General features: G+C 70.8%; 14 protein-coding genes. 10 read left to right on the forward strand and 4 right to left on the reverse strand.

Translation table 11 applies throughout. From position 1 onward, the window contains the following. The first annotated feature begins 40 nt into the window (after nucleotides 1–40). The 4 genes from AB0F72_RS21325 (at nucleotide 41) to AB0F72_RS21340 (ending at nucleotide 4,124) form a co-directional block, all read left to right on the forward strand. Complete coding sequence (locus tag AB0F72_RS21325) at nucleotides 41–889, forward strand: c-type cytochrome (protein ID WP_360433877.1); 849 nt, start codon at nucleotides 41–43, stop codon at nucleotides 887–889. Then, nucleotides 886–1,992, forward strand: a complete 1,107-nt coding sequence (locus tag AB0F72_RS21330) for a Rieske 2Fe-2S domain-containing protein (RefSeq protein ID WP_360433880.1) — start codon at nucleotides 886–888, stop codon at nucleotides 1,990–1,992. The genes AB0F72_RS21325 and AB0F72_RS21330 overlap by 4 nt, the downstream gene beginning before the upstream one ends. Further along, entirely contained in the window at nucleotides 1,989–3,599 is a 1,611-nt protein-coding gene (locus tag AB0F72_RS21335) for a ubiquinol-cytochrome c reductase cytochrome b subunit (protein WP_360433883.1), read from the forward strand. The genes AB0F72_RS21330 and AB0F72_RS21335 overlap by 4 nt, the downstream gene beginning before the upstream one ends. A 237-nt stretch (nucleotides 3,600–3,836) precedes the next feature. Further along, the gene (locus tag AB0F72_RS21340; protein WP_014441542.1) at nucleotides 3,837–4,124 is read left to right on the forward strand and encodes an Lrp/AsnC ligand binding domain-containing protein; all 288 of its coding nucleotides are present in this window, start codon (nucleotides 3,837–3,839) and stop codon (nucleotides 4,122–4,124) included. A 443-nt stretch (nucleotides 4,125–4,567) separates the two neighbouring features. Here AB0F72_RS21340 and AB0F72_RS21345 read toward each other — a convergent pair whose 3' ends face one another. The 4 genes from AB0F72_RS21345 to AB0F72_RS21360 form a co-directional block, all read right to left on the reverse strand. Further along, on the reverse strand, nucleotides 4,568–5,410 hold the full coding sequence (locus AB0F72_RS21345; RefSeq protein ID WP_360433887.1) for a sugar phosphate nucleotidyltransferase: 843 nt from the start codon (nucleotides 5,408–5,410) through the stop codon (nucleotides 4,568–4,570). Then, entirely contained in the window at nucleotides 5,407–5,967 is a 561-nt protein-coding gene (locus AB0F72_RS21350; RefSeq protein ID WP_360433890.1) for an NUDIX domain-containing protein, read from the reverse strand. Before AB0F72_RS21350 ends, AB0F72_RS21345 begins: the two co-directional genes overlap by 4 nt. Before the next feature lie 32 nt (nucleotides 5,968–5,999). Continuing rightward, nucleotides 6,000–7,769 carry an HD domain-containing protein gene (locus AB0F72_RS21355; RefSeq protein WP_360433893.1) on the reverse strand — a complete coding sequence of 590 codons (1,770 nt, stop codon included), beginning with the start codon at nucleotides 7,767–7,769 and terminating at the stop codon, nucleotides 6,000–6,002. A 214-nt stretch (nucleotides 7,770–7,983) separates the two neighbouring features. Next, nucleotides 7,984–9,720, reverse strand: a complete 1,737-nt coding sequence (locus AB0F72_RS21360) for a DEDD exonuclease domain-containing protein (protein WP_360433896.1) — start codon at nucleotides 9,718–9,720, stop codon at nucleotides 7,984–7,986. A 95-nt stretch (nucleotides 9,721–9,815) separates the two neighbouring features. Between AB0F72_RS21360 and AB0F72_RS21365 the strand changes: the two genes are divergently transcribed. The 6 genes from AB0F72_RS21365 to AB0F72_RS21390 are packed head-to-tail and all read left to right on the forward strand — an operon-like array spanning nucleotide 9,816 to nucleotide 16,262. Continuing rightward, complete coding sequence (locus tag AB0F72_RS21365; RefSeq protein WP_360433899.1) at nucleotides 9,816–11,174, forward strand: NYN domain-containing protein; 1,359 nt, start codon at nucleotides 9,816–9,818, stop codon at nucleotides 11,172–11,174. 60 nt (nucleotides 11,175–11,234) lie between these two features. Beyond that, complete coding sequence (locus AB0F72_RS21370) at nucleotides 11,235–11,441, forward strand: hypothetical protein (RefSeq protein WP_360433902.1); 207 nt, start codon at nucleotides 11,235–11,237, stop codon at nucleotides 11,439–11,441. 19 nt (nucleotides 11,442–11,460) lie between these two features. Then, a complete protein-coding gene (locus AB0F72_RS21375; protein ID WP_360433905.1) occupies nucleotides 11,461–12,705 on the forward strand; it encodes a M48 family metallopeptidase in 1,245 nt (414 codons plus the stop codon). Further along, the gene (locus tag AB0F72_RS21380; RefSeq protein ID WP_360433908.1) at nucleotides 12,705–13,832 is read left to right on the forward strand and encodes a glycosyltransferase family 4 protein; all 1,128 of its coding nucleotides are present in this window, start codon (nucleotides 12,705–12,707) and stop codon (nucleotides 13,830–13,832) included. The genes AB0F72_RS21375 and AB0F72_RS21380 overlap by 1 nt, the downstream gene beginning before the upstream one ends. A gap of 51 nt (nucleotides 13,833–13,883) precedes the next feature. Next, entirely contained in the window at nucleotides 13,884–15,800 is a 1,917-nt protein-coding gene (locus AB0F72_RS21385; protein ID WP_360433911.1) for an ABC transporter ATP-binding protein, read from the forward strand. 21 nt (nucleotides 15,801–15,821) lie between these two features. After that, a complete protein-coding gene (locus tag AB0F72_RS21390) occupies nucleotides 15,822–16,262 on the forward strand; it encodes a thioredoxin family protein (protein WP_360433914.1) in 441 nt (146 codons plus the stop codon). Nucleotides 16,263–16,434: the final 172 nt, after the last annotated feature.

The raw sequence follows: 16,434 nt of genomic DNA on the forward strand, positions 1-16,434 counted from the left end.
GATCGCAACAACAAGAACAACACCCAGAGGGACATAGCAGATGACTTCTGACACCCCCGCCCGTAGGCGTGCCCGGGTGTTCTCCCGGCGGCGCACCGCGCCCAGCCGGGCACGCCGGCGGCTCGGTGCAGCGGTACGCATGATCGCGGCGCTCGCGCTCGCTGGAGGCGTGTACACCGCCTTCACCCCGGGTGCCTTCGCCGACGACAACGTCCAGCTCTCCGCTGCGGCTCAGGAGGGCAAGGCGCTTTTCGACAACAGCTGCATCTCCTGCCACGGGCGGGACGGGCAGGGCGTCGAGGACCGCGGCCCGAGCCTGATCGGGGTCGGATCTGCTTCCGTCGAGTTCCAGGTCAGCACCGGCCGCATGCCGATGACCCGCCAGGAAGCTCAGGCGGAGGAGAAGGCCCCGCAGTTCGACGAGGACCAGACCAAGCAGATCGCGCAGTACATCCAGGAGCTGGGTGGCGGTCCGGAGATCCCCGAGGGCTCGCTCGTCGAGGACCTGGAGGCCAACCCGGACGCCCTGGCCCGCGGCGGTGAGCTGTTCCGGATCAACTGCACCTCCTGCCACGGCTTCGGTGGTGGCGGCGGCGCGCTGTCGTCCGGCAAGTTCGCCCCGGCGCTGCACGACCCGACCGCGCGCGAGATCTACGCGGCGATGCTGTCGGGTCCGCAGAACATGCCGGTCTTCGGTGACAACCAGCTCTCGCCGGACGAGAAGCGCGCGATCATCACCTACATTCAGACTCAGCTGCAAGAGGACAAGGACCCGGGCGGCCTGTTCAACCTCGGCCGGTACGGTCCGTCGACGGAAGGCGTGGCAATCTTCCTGGTCGGCATCGTCCTCCTGGTCTTCACGTCGCTCTGGATTGCGGGGAAGTCATGACGACTGTGCACCACGCGGGCGAGGCCGGCACCCCGCCGGTCGACGTGAACGACCCGCACCTCTCGCGGTTCGACATCGTCAAGGAGGGCCTGCGGCGCGACGACATCGAGATCGTCACGTACGAGTCGCAGTTCCACGGCCAGAACTCCAAGGCCGAGAAGCGGGTCGTCCGCAACATCGCCCTGCTGTTCGCCCTCTCCGGCATCCTGACGCTGGCCTTCGTGGTCTTCTACATCGTCTGGCCGTGGGAGTTCGAGCTCGGCCACACGATGAGCGACTACTACACGCCGATCCTCGGCATCACGCTCGGTCTCGGCCTGCTGGCGCTCGGCTTCGGCATCCTCGCCTGGGCGAAGAAGCTGCTCCCGCACGAGCTCTCCATCCAGCAGCGGCACGACCAGCCGTCGCCGGACGACGAGCGGCTGATCACCGGTCAGACCGCGATGTTCGTCGCCGACGAGCTCGGTGTGCAGCGTCGCCCGCTGCTCAAGGGCGCGATCGCGCTCGGTCTCGCTCCGGTGGGTGTCGCGATCGGCGCGCCGATCCTCGGCGGTCTGATCGAGAACCCGCACAAGGGCGACCTGCCGATGATGTTCACGACCGGCTTCAACCCGGGGAACAACAACGGCCAGCTGGTTCGCCTGACCCGCGAGGACGGCAGCCCGATCCGGCCGGAGGACGTGAGCACCGGCGGTCAGATGACCGTCTACCCGGGCATCCCGGGCGGCGCCACGAACCACTGGGCCGACTCGCCGACGCTGCTGATCCACCTCCGGGCGGACGACGCGGCCGAGACCCGCAAGAACGCCGACGCCGACAGCAACGGCCGGAACGTCGGCTCGATGTATGGCAACTTCGTCGCGTACTCCAAGATCTGCACGCACGCCGGTTGCCCGGCGAGCCTCTACGAGCAGCAGACCAACCGCCTGCTGTGCCCGTGCCACCAGTCGCAGTTCCTCATCACCGACAACGCGCAGCCGGTCTTCGGGCCCGCGACTCGGCGTCTGCCGATGCTGCCGCTTACAGTGGACGAGGAAGGTTTCTTCGTGGCAGCGTCCGACTTCAAGGACACCGTCGGACCTGACTTCTGGGAGCGGCCGTGAAGCGCCGAAAAGTTGACCTCGCAGAGGCGCCCGTCACCTTCGCCAAGGGGGTGGACGACCGGTTCCAGGCTGCGACCCCGCTGCGTGCCCTGCTGAACAAGGTCTTCCCGGACCACTGGTCCTTCCTGCTCGGCGAGATCGCGCTCTTCTCGTTCATCGTGCTGCTGCTCAGCGGCGTGTTCCTCACGCTCTTCTTCGACCCGTCGATGAAGGAGATCGCGTACGACGGGTCCTACCTGGGCCTGCGCGGCACCGAGATGTCGGCCGCCTACGCGTCCTCGCTGCACCTGTCGTTCGAGGTGCGCGGCGGTCTCTTCATGCGGCAGATGCACCACTGGGCGGCGCTGCTGTTCATGGCGTCGATCATCGTGCACATGGCCCGTGTCTTCTTCACCGGCGCGTACCGCAAGCCGCGTGAGATCAACTGGGTCATCGGCATCCTGCTGTTCCTGCTCGGGTTCTTCGCCGGCTTCACCGGCTACTCGCTCCCCGACGACGGCCTCTCCGGCACCGGTCTCCGCATCGCCTCGGCGATCATGCTGACCCTCCCGGTGATCGGCACGTGGCTCTCCGCCGCGATCTTCGGTGGCGAGTTCCCCGGCGAGTTCATCATCGGCCGGTTCTACATCGCGCACGTGCTGCTCATCCCGGGCATCCTGCTCGGCCTGATCGCGGCGCACCTGGGCATCGTCTTCAAGCAGAAGCACACCCAGTGGCCGGGCCCGATGCGGACCAACACGAACGTGGTCGGCGAGCGCATGTTCCCGCGCTACGCGATGAAGCAGGGCGGCTTCTTCATGGCCGTCTTCGGCGTCATCGCGCTGATGGCCGGTCTGTTCCAGATCAACCCGATCTGGCTGTTCGGGCCGTACCGGGCGTCCGAGGTCTCCTCGGCCTCGCAGCCCGACTTCTACGTCATGTTCATGGACGGCCTGGTCCGTCTCATGCCGAACTGGCAGATCTACATCCCGATCGGCAACGGCTACAGCATCCCGCCGATGTTCTGGCCCGCCGTGGTCGGTCTCGGCGCCCTGTTCACGCTGCCGATGGCGTGGCCGTGGCTGGAGGCGCGCAAGCTCAAGGACAAGCGCACGCACCACCTGCTGGAGCGTCCGCGCGACAACCCGGAGCGCGTCGGCATCGGCATGATGGCGTTCACGTTCTTCATGGTCGCCACGATCTCTGGTGCCAACGACGTCATCGCCGACAAGTTCCACATCAGCCTGAACGCGATGACCTGGGCAGGCCGCATCGGTCTGCTGCTGCTGCCGCCGATCGCGTACTACATCTCGGTCCGCATCTGCCTGGGTCTCCAGCAGCACGACCGTCAGGTTCTGGCACATGGTGTGGAAACCGGCATCATCAAGCGCCTGCCGAACGGCCAGTTCGTCGAGGTTCACCAGCCTCTCGGCCCGGTCGACGACCACGGCCACCCGGTGCCTCTGGAGTACGCCGGCTGGGTCGTACCGAAGAAGATGAACCGCCTCGGCGCCCTGGCGCCCGCGGTGAAGGGCTTCTTCTACCCGGTCGAGAAGCCCGCCGAGACGCCGGTCTCCCCGGCCGTCGGCGGTCCGGCCAAGAAGGAAGAGATCAAGTCCGGCCGCTAGAACCACGTTGTGAGAGAGCCCGTCGCTTCCGCGGCGGGCTTTCTTTCTTGGGTACGCCCACCGCCGTCCCCACCCACACCCCACCCGTCCCGTCTGCCACCGCCCCTGACGGCCACGGCCCGGCGCGACCCGCCGCCGGCCCCGGCGGCGATCACCGCCGGCGACACGCGCGCGGATAGCATGGGCTGGACTGTCGTCGCTCAATGCTCTAGTCGCTCAATGTTGAGGAGCCCGCAGGTGAACACCGCGATCGTCCACATCGACTGCGCCACCGATTCGATTCCCGAGGTGGCCGAGGCGCTGGCCGCTCTGGAGGGCGTCAGCGAGGTCTACTCGGTCGCCGGCGGCGTGGACCTCATCGCCATCGTCCGGGTTCCCCGTTTCGACGACATCGCCGAGGTGATCGCCGGCAAGATCTCCAAAACTCCCGGCGTCGTCAACAGCGAGACTTTCGTGGCCTTCCGGGCTTACTCAAAACACGACTTGGAAGACGCCTTCGCCATCGGCCTCCCCGACGCCGACTGACTCCACAGTCTCGGCGCTTCCCCCCGGCCGGCGCCTCCCACTCCGCGATCTTGGCGCCTTACCCCCGGACGTCGTCGCCCAGCTGGGGGTGCGAGCCGTAGCGGAGGCAGGTTCCCGGGGCGTTTTGGCTGTGTGGGCTACGGCTCGGGTGGCCGGGCCGTAGCTCAGCCCTGTGATCAAGCAGGTGTGGCATGCGTCGGCTACGGCTCGGGTCGCTGGGCCGTAGCTCAGGCAGGTGATCACGCCCGATGAGCTGCCTGAGCTACGGCCGCGGCGGGCGGCGGCGGCGCGGCGGAACGGCGGCGGGGCGGCGGCGCGCGGGGCGGCGGCGCGGCGCAGGCGGCGGAACGGCGGCGGGGCGACGGCGGCCGGCGGTGCGGCGGGGCGGCGTGCGGGGCGACGGCCGCGCGGGGCGACGGCGGCGGGGCGGCGTGCGGTAGGTGTTAGGGCGTTGTGGGGACGGTTAGGCCGTTGTGGGCTCTGATCGCGTTGGTGAGGGTCTCGCCGGCGGCGACCGTGGCTCCGGGCCAGATGACGCTGTCCGTCACCGTGCCGGCCACCTGGGCGCCCGCGCCGATCACCGAGGTCGTCACGGTGCCGGTCACCTCGGCGGCCGGGTCGATCAGGGCGGTGCCGGCGGCGGCGTGCAGGTTGGCGGCCAGGTAATCCGCCGGGGTTCCGGTGTCCAGATAGAAGCCGTCGTAACCGATCAGCTCCAGCTCGCCGGCCGCCTCGGCGGGACGCCACACGGTGCGTACCAGATTGCTGTCCACATCGGCCAGGTCCTTGATGTACCGCCAGGGGAGCAGCGAGAACCCGGTGAACCGGCGGCCGCTGAATCCGCCGGACTCGCCGTCGCGGCAGGGCAGGGTCAGCATCCGGACGGTCTCGCCGGACCAGCCCTCCAGCAGCGCGGCGATGTCCTTGCCGGGCTCACGGAAGGGGTCCACCAGGTACGCGTCTGCGTTGCCGACCAGCGCGCCCCGGCCGCCGATCCAGTCCTTCATCCGCGCCACGCCGCCGGAGGTGCCCAGCGGCCCGTCCGGCTCGACGGAGAGGTGGGTGCGGTCGCCGACGTGGGCGACGACCTGGTCGGCGAGGTACGCCGCGTTGACGGCCACAGTGTCCGGACCGGTCAGCCCGAGGCCGGCGAGGCGGCGCAGCGCGTGGTCGAGCAGCGGCAGGTTGCCGACCGGGCAGAGGGCTTTCGGCACGAGTTCGGTGAGCGGGCGCAGACGCCGGCCCTCGCCGGCTGCGAGTACGACGCCACAGACCTCGATCGTCACTTCTCCTCCACATGCGGCATCGTGGCGGGGCGGTTCAGCGACGGCGGGAACTCGCCGGCGCGCGGGCCGATGCCGTAGATGCCGAGCAACCGTTCCGTCGGCCAGGTCAGTTTCGGCAGGTCGTCGACCGGGAACCAGGCGGCCTCGATCACCTCGCCGCCGTCCACGACCAGGGGTGTGCTGGACGCCGGGACCGCGCCGAAGAAGACGGTGTCGACCACGCCGCCGTTCGGGTGGACGATCGCGTTCGGATCACCGGCTGTCAGGTCGGCGGGCTCCACCCGTACCCCCGCCTCTTCGAAAAGCTCGCGCGCGGCACCCACGGCGGGCAGTTCGCGGCGCTTGAGCAAACCGGCCGGAAGGCCCCAGCCGCGGCCCGGCGGCTGACGCAGGAGCAGCAGGCGCCCCGGCGCTGGCGCCTCCGCGTCGCGGATCACCGCGACCGCGCCGACCAGGTATTTCGGGGAGAGCAGCCGGGCGAGGTGGCGGCGGACCGGCAACGGCAGCCCATAGAAAGCCTGATAGGCGAAGCCCCGCAGCTGCCGAGAAGTTTTCACGCGGACAAGGCTATCCGGGGGATTCCAGTGGATCAGTCCGGGTGGTCGACCAGGGCGATGAGCTGCTCAACCACGGCGTCCGGTTCGAGGCTGCGCTCGCAGACCGCCACCAGCAGCGTTTCCAGGTCGGGGTAACCGAGTTCCTCGGCGAGGCGGCGCAGCGGCACCTCACTGGCGAGGCCGCGATCGTGTTTGCGGAGGGTGAGCCCGATGGTGGCGCGGCCGAGGCGGACCTTGTCGGCGATGCTGATGCCCGGTTCGTTCTTCTCGTCGAAGTACCGGTTGATCTGCATCTGCGCCTGGCTGGACTTGACGAATCCGAGCCATTCCCGGCGGGGTCCACGAGGGGCGTTCGGCTCGACCTCGACGTGACCGTCGGACTCGGAGAAGATCTCGACGACGTCACCGTCGCGGAGGGGGGAGCTGAGGGGGGCGAGACGTCCGTTGATCGTTGCGGCGAGACACTGGTCACCCTTGCGGGGGCTCAACTCGTACGCCACGTCGACAGGTGTTGAGCCGCTCGGGAGTTCGTGCGCGGTGCCGTGGGCGAAAACGGTGATCTGGCCTTCGGCGAGGTCACATCGGAGCGAGTCGAGGAACTGAGCCGCGTCGGTGGTGTCCTGTTGCCAGTCCAGCACCCGTTTCAGCCAGGTGAGCTGGTCAGCGCCCGGTGGCTCGTCGGCCACCTTGGGATATCGATAGCTGGTGGCGACGCCGTACTCCGAGTACCGATGCATGGTCTCGGTGCGGATCAGCACCTCGACCAGCTTGCCCTCCGGGCCCACCACGGTGGTGTGCAGCGAGCGGTACAGATTGTTTTTCGGCGAGGCGATGAAGTCCTTGAACCGGCCGGCCACCGGGTGCCAGCGGCCGTGGATCGCGCCGAGCGCGGCGTAACAGTCGGTGTCCGGGCCGTCGACGATGACCGCGATGCGGGGCAGGTCGAGGGGGACGCTGTGGCCGCCGGCCACCGTGTCCTTCCAGATCGAGTAGTAGTGCCGTGGTCGCGGCGTCACCACGGCGTCCACCCGGGAGCGGCGCAGCGCGGTGTGCGCTTTGCGGGAGACGTCGGTGAGGTACTCGTTCCAGCCCGGACGGTTCTTCACGTGCTCGTCGATCCGCGCGAACGAATCCGGCTCCAGGTGGTAGAGCACCACGTCGTCGAGGTCGCGCTTGAGGGCCTGGATGCCGAGCCGGTCGCAGAGCGGGACGAGCACGTCCAGCGTGGCCGTGGCGATCCGGGCCCGGCTGGCGGGGGAGCGGGCGTCCAGCGTGCGCATGTTGTGCAGCCGGTCGGCCAGCTTGATCACCAGAACCCGGACGTCCTTGCCGGCCGCGACGATCATCTTGCGGATCGTCTCGCCCTCGGCCGCCTTGCCGTAGTACGCCTTGTCGAATTTCGTCACGCCGTCGACCAGGTGGGTCACCTCGGGCCCGAAGTCGCCGTGCAGCGCCTCCAGGGTGTAGCTGGTGTCCTCGACCGTGTCGTGCAGCAGGGCGGCGACGATCGTCGTGGTGTCCATGCCCAGCTCGGCGCAGATCTGCGCGACCGCGAGCGGGTGCGTGATGTACGGATCGCCGGACTTGCGGAACTGCCCGCGGTGCATGCTCTCGGCGATCGCGTAGCTGCGGCGCACCACCGCCACGTCGGCGGAGGGATGGATGCTGCGATGCGTCCGGGCGAGCGTGGCGACCGGGTCGTCGTCGTTGCTCTGGAAACTGAACATCGACCGCAACCTGGCGAAGGGAGTGGTCGGCAGGGCACGCCCCAGAGCGGCGCCGTGGCCGGCGTCGACGTCCACCCGGACACCCCCCTCACCGATCGTTCCAGCGGCTGGCCAGCCGATTTCGCTAGCCAGCCGATTTCCCTTGCTAGCGAAGCACCGAGGCGGCTGATCGCCAAAGGCATCAAGCCGCCACATGAGGTGAATCACCACGAGGGTCGCGCGTGCCTTACAGCCTAAGCGAGCGAGCGTCATCCGAACGGTCAGTTACCGATAGGCGAACGGATGAGTCTTAAGCCGAAGTGGCCGCCTCGGCCCTGGTGAGGAGGGTGCTGAAACGCGCCGCGCCACGAACCGGTGACACCCAGTCGCCGGCGGTTTCCACCAAGCGGGTGTCAGGTCGTTCCAGCCATGCCAGGATCCGCTCGGTCTCCTCGGCCGTCGCGGCGTGCACCGGACCCGGTCCTGCGAGGACCGTCTCGGCCGTCATCTTCGCCGCGTCCAGTGTCGGGCGGGGGTGCTCCCGGGGCGGCGAGGTGGCCGCCGCGGCGAGCCGGCCGTGCCGCACCACCGCGATCTCCCAGCCGCCCTTGTCGTCGCGGCGGGCCGCCACCAGCTCGGTCAGGCTGGTCAGCGCCTGGAGTTTCTGCATCCGGATCAGGGCGCGCAGCAGGGCGATCAGGCGGGAGCGGACGGTCGCCGCCTCCTCGTAGCGCTGGCCGCCGGACAGCACGTCGATCCGGGACATCAGCGCGTCGATCACCGGGCCGGGGTCGCTCGACGTGGCGGTCCGGAACGGGAGGGCGGCGCGTAGGTCGTACTCCTCAGGGGAGATCTCGTGCTGGCAGGGCGCCAGGCATTTCCCCAGCTCGGCCAGCGCGCAGGCCGGCGTCTTGGTCCGCACCGAGAGCTTGTGGTTGCACTGCCGCAGGGGAACGGCGTCGTAGACGCCGGCGGCGGCCAGCTCGGCGGTGCGCCGCGACGAGAACGGGCCCAGGTAGGTCGCGCCGTCCTCGGCGAACCGGCGCACCACGGAGAGTCTCGGGAACGCCTCCGTGGTCAGCTTGAGCCAGACCACCCGCTCCGGGAACTTCGACCGGCGGTTGTACGGCGGGGCGTGCGACGCGATCAGCCGCAGCTCGCGCACCTCGGCCTCGAGCGAGTGCGCGCACTCGACCGCCTCCACCCGGACCGCGGCGGTGAGCATCTCGGAGATCCGGGCCCGTTTCTCCGCGGCCGTGAAGTAGCTGCGCACCCGGGTGGCGATGTCTTTCGACGTGCCGACGTAGAGCGGCCGGTCGTCGGCGGCGCGGAACAGGTAGACCCCCGGCACGTGGGGCAGGCCGTCGGCGAGATGTCTCTGCCGGCGCTGCGCCGGGGTCACCGCCTTGGCGAACTCGATCGCGTCACCCAGCGTGTGCACCCGGTGGCTGCCGAGCCGCTCGATCAGCCCGTGCAGCACGTCGACCGTGGCTTTCGCGTCGTCCAGCGCCCGGTGGTTCGGCTCGACCGCCGACCGGAAGAACCGGGCCAGGGTGCCGAGCTTGCGGTTGGGCACCTCGTCCTTGGTCAGCGCGCGGCGGGCCAGCGCCGCGGTGTCCAGCACCCGGACCTGCGGCCAGGGATAGCCGTGCCGGGCGCAGGCCGCCTTGAGGAAGCCGACGTCGTAGGGCGCGTTGTGCGCGACGAGGACCGCGCCGCGCAGGAACTCCAGCAGGCTGGGCAGCACCGTCTCGATCGGCGGGGCCGGGCGCAGCATCGCCTCGGTGATCCCGGTCAGGACGGTGATGAACGGCGGCAGCGGCACACCCGGGTTGACCAGCGTCGCGAACTCGCCGAGGCGCGCGCCGGCCCGCACCTTGACCGCGCCGATCTCGGTGATGCCGGCGCCGTCCGCGGCGCCGCCGGTGGTCTCCAGGTCGAGCACGACGAACGTGGTGTCCGCCAGGGACAGCGCCGCGGGGTCGACCGATCCGTCAGCGGTCAGCAGCGTGTCCAGAGTGCCCTGCACGTAGGCGGGTTGTGTCACGGGCGGCAACCCTAGCCAACGGGTATGACAGTTCCCCGAAAAGATCACCTGCTCGCCAGAGGCGAATCGGTCATGGCCGGTGTGAGAATGGGGAGATGTCCGCGCCGCTCGACCCTGAGGACCGCCCCGAGGAGGAGGCGGCGGACTTCATGCCCGAGCCGGTGCTCCCGGAGGCCGTCCGGCAGCGGATCACCACGCTGGCCGCCGCCGCCCTGCCCGGCCTGCCCGCCGACGAGATGCCGGTGCCGCTGCGCCGGGTCGCCCGTTTCGCACCCAATCGCCGGGCCCGGCTCGGCGGGCGGGACATCGCCGCGCAGCTGGTCGCCGACCCGCTCTTCCGCCAGCGCCTCGGCACCCGGGTGGTCACCGAAGCGGGTGACCTGGGCGCCGCCGTGACCAGCGGGGTGGCCCCGGCGGCCGCCGACCCGGTCGAGGTGGCGGCGCTGGCCTACCTGGCCCGGCCGGCCGGCTGGCGCGAGCTGATCGACGCGGCCGGCGACGCGGTCCGGGCCGAGGCCGACACCGCAGCGATCGCCTCGCAGGTGCGCGCGGCCGAGCAGCGCGCGGTCCGTGCCGAGCATGACCGGACGGTGGCCCGGGTCGAGGCCGACAAGCTGCGGGACGAGCTCGCCCGGGTCCGCGAGGAGCTGGGCCAGCTGCGCGAGGAGGCGCGGACCGCGACAAGGGCGCTGCGCGAGGCGCAGGCCGCCCAGAAACGCGCGTCCGACCTGCTCGCCACGGAGAAGGGCCGGGCCGCGCGGGCCGCACAGGACCACGAGGCCGAGTTGCGCCGGCTGCGCGCCCGGGTCGCCGACGCGGAGGCCGCCGCGGCCTCCGGCAAACAGACGGCGAAGGACGCGCGGGCGGTCGACGACGCCCGCCTCTGGCTGCTGCTGGAGACGATCGGGCAGGCCGCCAGCGGGCTGCGCCGCGAGCTGGCGATCGGTCCGGCCGACAAGCTGCCCGCCGACTTCGTGGCCGACGCCGCGGCCGACCGGCCCGGCGCGCCGGAGCGCGCCCGGGCCCGGGCGCAGGACACCGACGACCCGGGCCGGCTCGACCAGCTGCTCGCCCTCCCCCGCGCCCACCTGGTCGTGGACGGGTACAACGTGACGAAGCGCGGCTTCGCCGACATGTCCCTGGAACAGCAGCGCAAGCGGCTGATCACCGGGCTGGGCGGGATCGCGGCGCAGACCGGCGACGAGGTCACCGTGGTCTTCGACGGCGCCGAGCGGGTGCACGGCCTGCCGCCGGCGCCCCGCGGCGTGCGGGTGCTCTTCTCCCGCAAGGGGATGACCGCCGACGAGCTGATCCGCCAGCTGGTCCGGGCCGAGCCGCCGGGCCGCCCGGTCGTCGTGGTCTCCTCCGACCGGGAGGTGGCCGACGGTGTTCGCCGGCACGGCGCCTACCCGATGGGGGCGGACTCGCTTCTCCGCCGGCTGTCCCGCTCGTGACGGGGTAAAACTGTCGTACCCCTCGCTTAGCGTGACTGTCACGCCTTCAGAGGAGGGGTAATGATCATTGATTGTGGTCGTTGCACCGAGAAAACCGACGCATGCAACGGGTGTCTGGTCAGCGCGCTGGTCGACACCCCGGACGGCCTGGCCGACCTGACACCCGGCGAACTGCGGGCGATCGAGACGTTCGAGCTGGCCGGATTCGAGGTGGAGCTGTTGGAGACACCGCCGCCCCCGGTGATGGTGCGGAAGCACGTAGCGTGATCATGACTAAAATCAAGAGATGACGCCGAGACAGTGGGCGGTCACCGCGCTCGTCGTGCTGCTCGCCGCGCTGGCCGCGTTCGCCGCCGCCAGGGTCCCGTGGCACCGCGCGCCGGCGCCCCGCGCCGACCAGATCGACGCCCTCGGCCGGCTCGACGCCGGCGCTGTCGCGCGGGCCCGGGAGTTCCACGCCGAGCTGCGCCCCGGGCGATACCTGGCGATGTTCCTCGGCCTGGCCGCCGCGCTGGTGCTCGGGCTCACCCCGCTCGGCGCGCGCCTGGTGGAGCTGACCGGCGACCACTGGCTCGTCCGGGCGGTCCTCGGCGGACTCCTCGTCGTGGTCGTCACCGAGCTGCTCACCCTGCCGATCGCGATCTGGCGGCACACCGTCGTGGTGCGCTACGGCATCTCCACACAGAGCTGGGGCGGCTGGGCCGGCGACATGCTGAAGTCCTACGCGGTCGGCGCGGTCCTCGGCGGGGTGGTGCTGGCCGGCTTCTTCACCGTCACGCACTTCGCGCCCCGCTGGTGGTGGGCGTTCGGCGCGGCCGGGGTGGCAGGCCTGGTCGTGCTGCTCTCGTTCGTGCTGCCGGTCCTGGTCGAGCCGATCTTCAACAAGTTCACCCCGATGCCCGCCGGCCCGCTCCGCACCGAGCTGCTGGAGCTCGCCGAGCGTGACGGCGTGCCGGTCCGCGACGTGCTGGTGGCCGACGCGTCACGGCGGACCCGGGCGGTGAACGCCTACGTCTCCGGTCTCGGGCCGACCCGGCGGATCGTCGTCTACGACACGATGCTGACCGAGGCAACGCCGGACGAGGTCGTCTCGGTGGCCGCGCACGAGCTCGGCCACGCGAAGGACAACGACGTGCTGACCGGCACGATCATGGGCGCGCTCGGCGCGGCCGCCGCGGTGATCGCGCTCTACCTGGTCGGCTCGTGGGGCGGGCTGCTGCGGCTCGCCGGCGTCGACTCGATCGGCGATCCCCGGGCGATCGGGCTGCTGCTCGCGCTCAGCACGGTCGCCGGGCTGATCGCTGGCCCGGCCCAGGCGTTCGTCTCGCGCCGCGTCGAGGCCCGTGCCGACGCGCACGCCATGGACCTGACCGGCGACCCGGAGACCTTCGAGGCGATGCAGCGCCGCCTCGGCACCGTGAACCTCGCCGACCCCGACCCGCCGCACTGGGAGCACGCCATGTTCGCCTCACATCCGTCCACCGTGCAGCGGATGGCCGCGGCCCGCGCCTACGCCCGGGCGGTCCGCTGATGGCCCGCACCCTGCTCGTCACGAACGACTTCCCGCCCCGGCCCGGCGGCATCCAGCAGTTCGTGCACAACCTGGCGGTTCGCCAGCCGGCCGGCTCGATCGTCGTCTACGCCTCGCAGTGGCGCGGGTCCGCCGCGTTCGACGCGGAGCAGCCGTTCGAGGTGGTGCGGGAAGAGACGAGCGTGCTGCTGCCGACCTCGAAGGTCGCCCGGCGGGCCGCGCAGCTGGCGAAAGGGTACGGCTGCGACACCGTGCTCTTCGGTGCGGCCGCCCCCCTCGGCCTGCTCGCACAGGGCCTGCGGAAAGACGCCGGCATCGAGCGGGCCGTCGGCATCACCCACGGGCACGAGATCGGCTGGGCGGCGCTGCCCGGCGCCCGTCAGCTGCTGCGCCGGATCGCCCGGGGCAACGACGTCATCACGTACCTGGGGGAGTACCAGCGCACCCGCCTGGACAAGGCGTTGCACGGGCTCACCGACCTGCGCCGGCTCGCGCCGGGCGTCGACGTGGACACGTTCCACCCCGGTGTGGACGGCTCCGAGGTGCGGAAACGACACGGGCTGGCTGGGCGGCCGGTGGTCGTCTGCGTCTCGCGCCTCGTGCCCCGCAAAGGCCAGGACATGCTGATCCGGGCGATGCCGCTGATCCGCCGCCGGGTCCCGGGAGCGGCGTTGCTGCTGGTGAGCGGTGGGCCGTACCGGAAAACGCTGGAACGCCTGGCGCGGGAGCACGACGTCGAGTCCGACGTGGTCTTCACCGGTTCGGTGCCGTGGCCCGAGTTGCCCCAGCACTACGCGGCGGGCGACGTCTACGCGATGCCCTGCCGCACCCGCGCCGCCGGGCTCGACGTGGAAGGTCTCGGCATCGTCTACCTGGAGGCCTCGGCCACCGGGCTGCCGGTCGTCGGTGGTGACTCCGGCGGCGCGCCGGACGCGGTGCGCGAGGGGGAGACCGGGTTCGTGGTCGGTGGCAGCGACGTGCCGGCCGTCGCCGGGCGGGTCGCCGACCTGCTGAGCGACCCCGATCGGGCGAAACAGATGGGCCAGGCCGGCCGGGCCTGGGTGGAACGCGAGTGGCGATGGGAGTCCCAGGCCGCGCGGCTGACCGCGCTGCTGGAGCGTGAATGAGACTGGACGGCGTGGGCAACGGCGGCGTAGGAACGAGGCAGGAGGCCGCCGATGCCGGACACCGATGCCGACCCCGCGCCCGACTCCTCGTCGTTGCTCGAGTCTTCCGATGACGGGGAGCTCGCTCTTCCCTACTGGCTGACCAGCACCAAAGAGGCGGCCGACACCACGTTCCTGACGATGCTGCGCCGGCTGCCGCGCCTGCTCCGTGACGGCTGGCTACTGGCCTGGCAGGCCAGCAAGCGCACCACCATGGCCGTCCTGATCCTCCAGTCGGCGGCCGGAGTCGCCTCCGCGCTCGGCCTGATCAGCGTGGTGGGCGTCTTCGAGGGGTTGCTCCAGGCCGGTCCGACACCGGAGCGGGTGCGTGCCGCCGTACCCTCGCTGCTGTTCTTGATCGTGACCCTGGCCGCACGCGGGCTACTCACGTCGGCGGCGACGGCGGCGCACGGCCGTCTCACGCCGCTGGTGTTCGAGGCCGCGGAGATGCGGCTGCTCGACCTGACGACCGGCGTCGACCTCGCCACGTTCGACGATCCGGAATGGCGCGACGCCATGCAGCGCGCCCGCGATCGCGGCATCTACGCGGCACAGCGGATCGTCGACTTCGGCATCGAAGTGCTGACCAACCTGGTCGGGCTGGTCGCGGCGGGCGGTGTGCTCGCCGTGCTGCACCCGATCCTGCTGCCGATGCTGGTGCTGGCCGCGGTGCCGACCGGCTGGGCGGCGGTCCGCGCGGCACGTCTGGGGTACCGCATGCGGCTGCGGCTCATCGCCGTCTGGCGGCGGCAGAACATGCTGGCCGAGCTCCTCGCGGCGCGCGAGCCGGCGGGCGAATTAAGAGCCTTCACGGTACGGCGTTTTCTGCTCGCCGAGGTCGCGCGGCTGCTCCGGATCTCCACGGTGGAGGAGATTCGCGTGGTGACCCGGTCGGTGCGCAGCAACCTGTTCGGGCAGGCGCTCAGCGGCCTGCTGACCGGGTGCGCCTATCTGGTGCTGCTCTGGCTGCTCTGGACCGGCCGGATGGAGCTGGCCGCCGGCGGGGCTGCCGCGTATGCCATCAACATCGGCATCGGCCGGCTGCGTGAGCTGGCCTTCTCGGTGAACCGGGTCTACGAGCAGGGACTGTACTTCTCGGACTTCCAGGGCTTCTGCGACCTGTCGCGGCAGCGGGCCGAGCCGTCGCCGGACCGGAGCGCTCCCACCGGATTCACCGAGATCGCCCTGGACTCGGTGACGTTCAGCTACCCCGATGCCACGCGACCGGCGGTCGACGGCGTCAGCCTCACCCTGCGCCGCGGCGAGATCATCGCGCTGGTGGGCGAGAACGGGTCCGGCAAGTCGACCCTGGCAGCCGTGCTGGCCGGGCTCTACCGGCCGCAGCACGGGACCGTCACGTGGGACGGCGTCGACGTGAGCCGCCTGCACCCGGACTCGCTGCGCGAACGGGTCGCCGTCGTCATGCAGGAGCCGACCCGCTGGCCGCTCTCCGCCCGGCTCAACATCGCGATCGGCCGGCACGACCGCCCGGCGTCGATGGAGCAGGTGCGGGAATCGGCGCGGGCCGGTGACGCGCACTCGTTCGTCATGGAGCTGCCCCGCGAGTACGAGACGCTGCTGTCCCGGCACTTCACCGACGGCGCCGATCTGTCCGGCGGGCAGTGGCAGCGGCTCGCGGTCAGCCGCGCCTTCCACCGCGACGCGCCGCTGCTGATCTGCGACGAGCCCACCGCGAACCTCGACGCCCGCGCCGAGCACGACGTCTACCAGCGGTTACGGTCCCTGGCCGCCGGCCGGAGCGTCGTGCTGATCACGCACCGGATGGCAAGCGTGCGGGAAGCCGACCGGATCTACGTGCTCGATCACGGCTCGGTGATCGAGGAGGGGGATCACGACTCGCTGATGGCGGCCGACGGGCTGTATGCGCAGTTGTTCACGTTGCAGGCCAGCGCCTATCAATCCGCGTAGACGCCGTGCCACAGTAGTTCTATGGATCTGGTAGGGATAGCGGCGGTCGCGGCGGTTCTGGTCGTCGGCGTGGTCGTAGGCTTGTGGCATCGCCGAACCGACGGGCGCCTGGAGAAAACCCCGAACATGGACCTTTCTGGTACGAGCATCGACCCGTCCCTGCTGCGACGCCTCGGAGTGGAACCGGGCGGGGCGACGCTGCTGCAGTTCTCGACGGCGTTCTGCGCGCCGTGCCGGGCGGTGCGGCGGGTGAGCAGCGAGGTCGCTTCGCTGGTGCCGGGGGTGCGGCACGTCGAGGTGGACGCGGAGAGCCACCTCGACGAGGTGCGCGAGCTGGGCGTGTGGCGGACGCCGACGCTGTTCGTCCTGGACGGCGAGGGCCGCGTCGCGAAGCGTGCCACCGGCGTGCCGACGAAGCCGCACCTGATAGCCGCCCTGGCCGAGATCCTCCCCGCCGCGTGACCGGCCCCGGCCCGGCCCTGGCCCCGGGCCCGAACGCGAGCCCCGAACGCGAGCCGTAGCGGAAGCAGGTAATCCGCGCCTTGGAGTCAATCAGTGGTTGCAACACTCGATTGATCAGGGGTTTTGATGGGGAAGATGGTGCCTCGTGGGGTGCAGGTGCGGTTCTGGGAGC

It is taken from the genome of Actinoplanes sp. NPDC023936, assembly GCF_040639325.1.
Classification (GTDB): domain Bacteria; phylum Actinomycetota; class Actinomycetes; order Mycobacteriales; family Micromonosporaceae; genus Actinoplanes.

What these genes read in the sequence shown, in the direction of transcription:
- AB0F72_RS21325 (WP_360433877.1), top strand. Translation starts at nt 41, where the DNA reads ATGACTTCTGACACCCCCGCCCGTAGGCGTGCCCGGGTGTTCTCCCGG.
- AB0F72_RS21330 (WP_360433880.1), top strand. Translation starts at nt 886, where the DNA reads ATGACGACTGTGCACCACGCGGGCGAGGCCGGCACCCCGCCGGTCGAC.
- AB0F72_RS21365 (WP_360433899.1), top strand. Translation starts at nt 9,816, where the DNA reads ATGTCCGCGCCGCTCGACCCTGAGGACCGCCCCGAGGAGGAGGCGGCG.
- AB0F72_RS21370 (WP_360433902.1), top strand. Translation starts at nt 11,235, where the DNA reads ATGATCATTGATTGTGGTCGTTGCACCGAGAAAACCGACGCATGCAAC.
- AB0F72_RS21375 (WP_360433905.1), top strand. Translation starts at nt 11,461, where the DNA reads ATGACGCCGAGACAGTGGGCGGTCACCGCGCTCGTCGTGCTGCTCGCC.
- AB0F72_RS21380 (WP_360433908.1), top strand. Translation starts at nt 12,705, where the DNA reads ATGGCCCGCACCCTGCTCGTCACGAACGACTTCCCGCCCCGGCCCGGC.
- AB0F72_RS21385 (WP_360433911.1), top strand. Translation starts at nt 13,884, where the DNA reads ATGCCGGACACCGATGCCGACCCCGCGCCCGACTCCTCGTCGTTGCTC.
- AB0F72_RS21390 (WP_360433914.1), top strand. Translation starts at nt 15,822, where the DNA reads ATGGATCTGGTAGGGATAGCGGCGGTCGCGGCGGTTCTGGTCGTCGGC.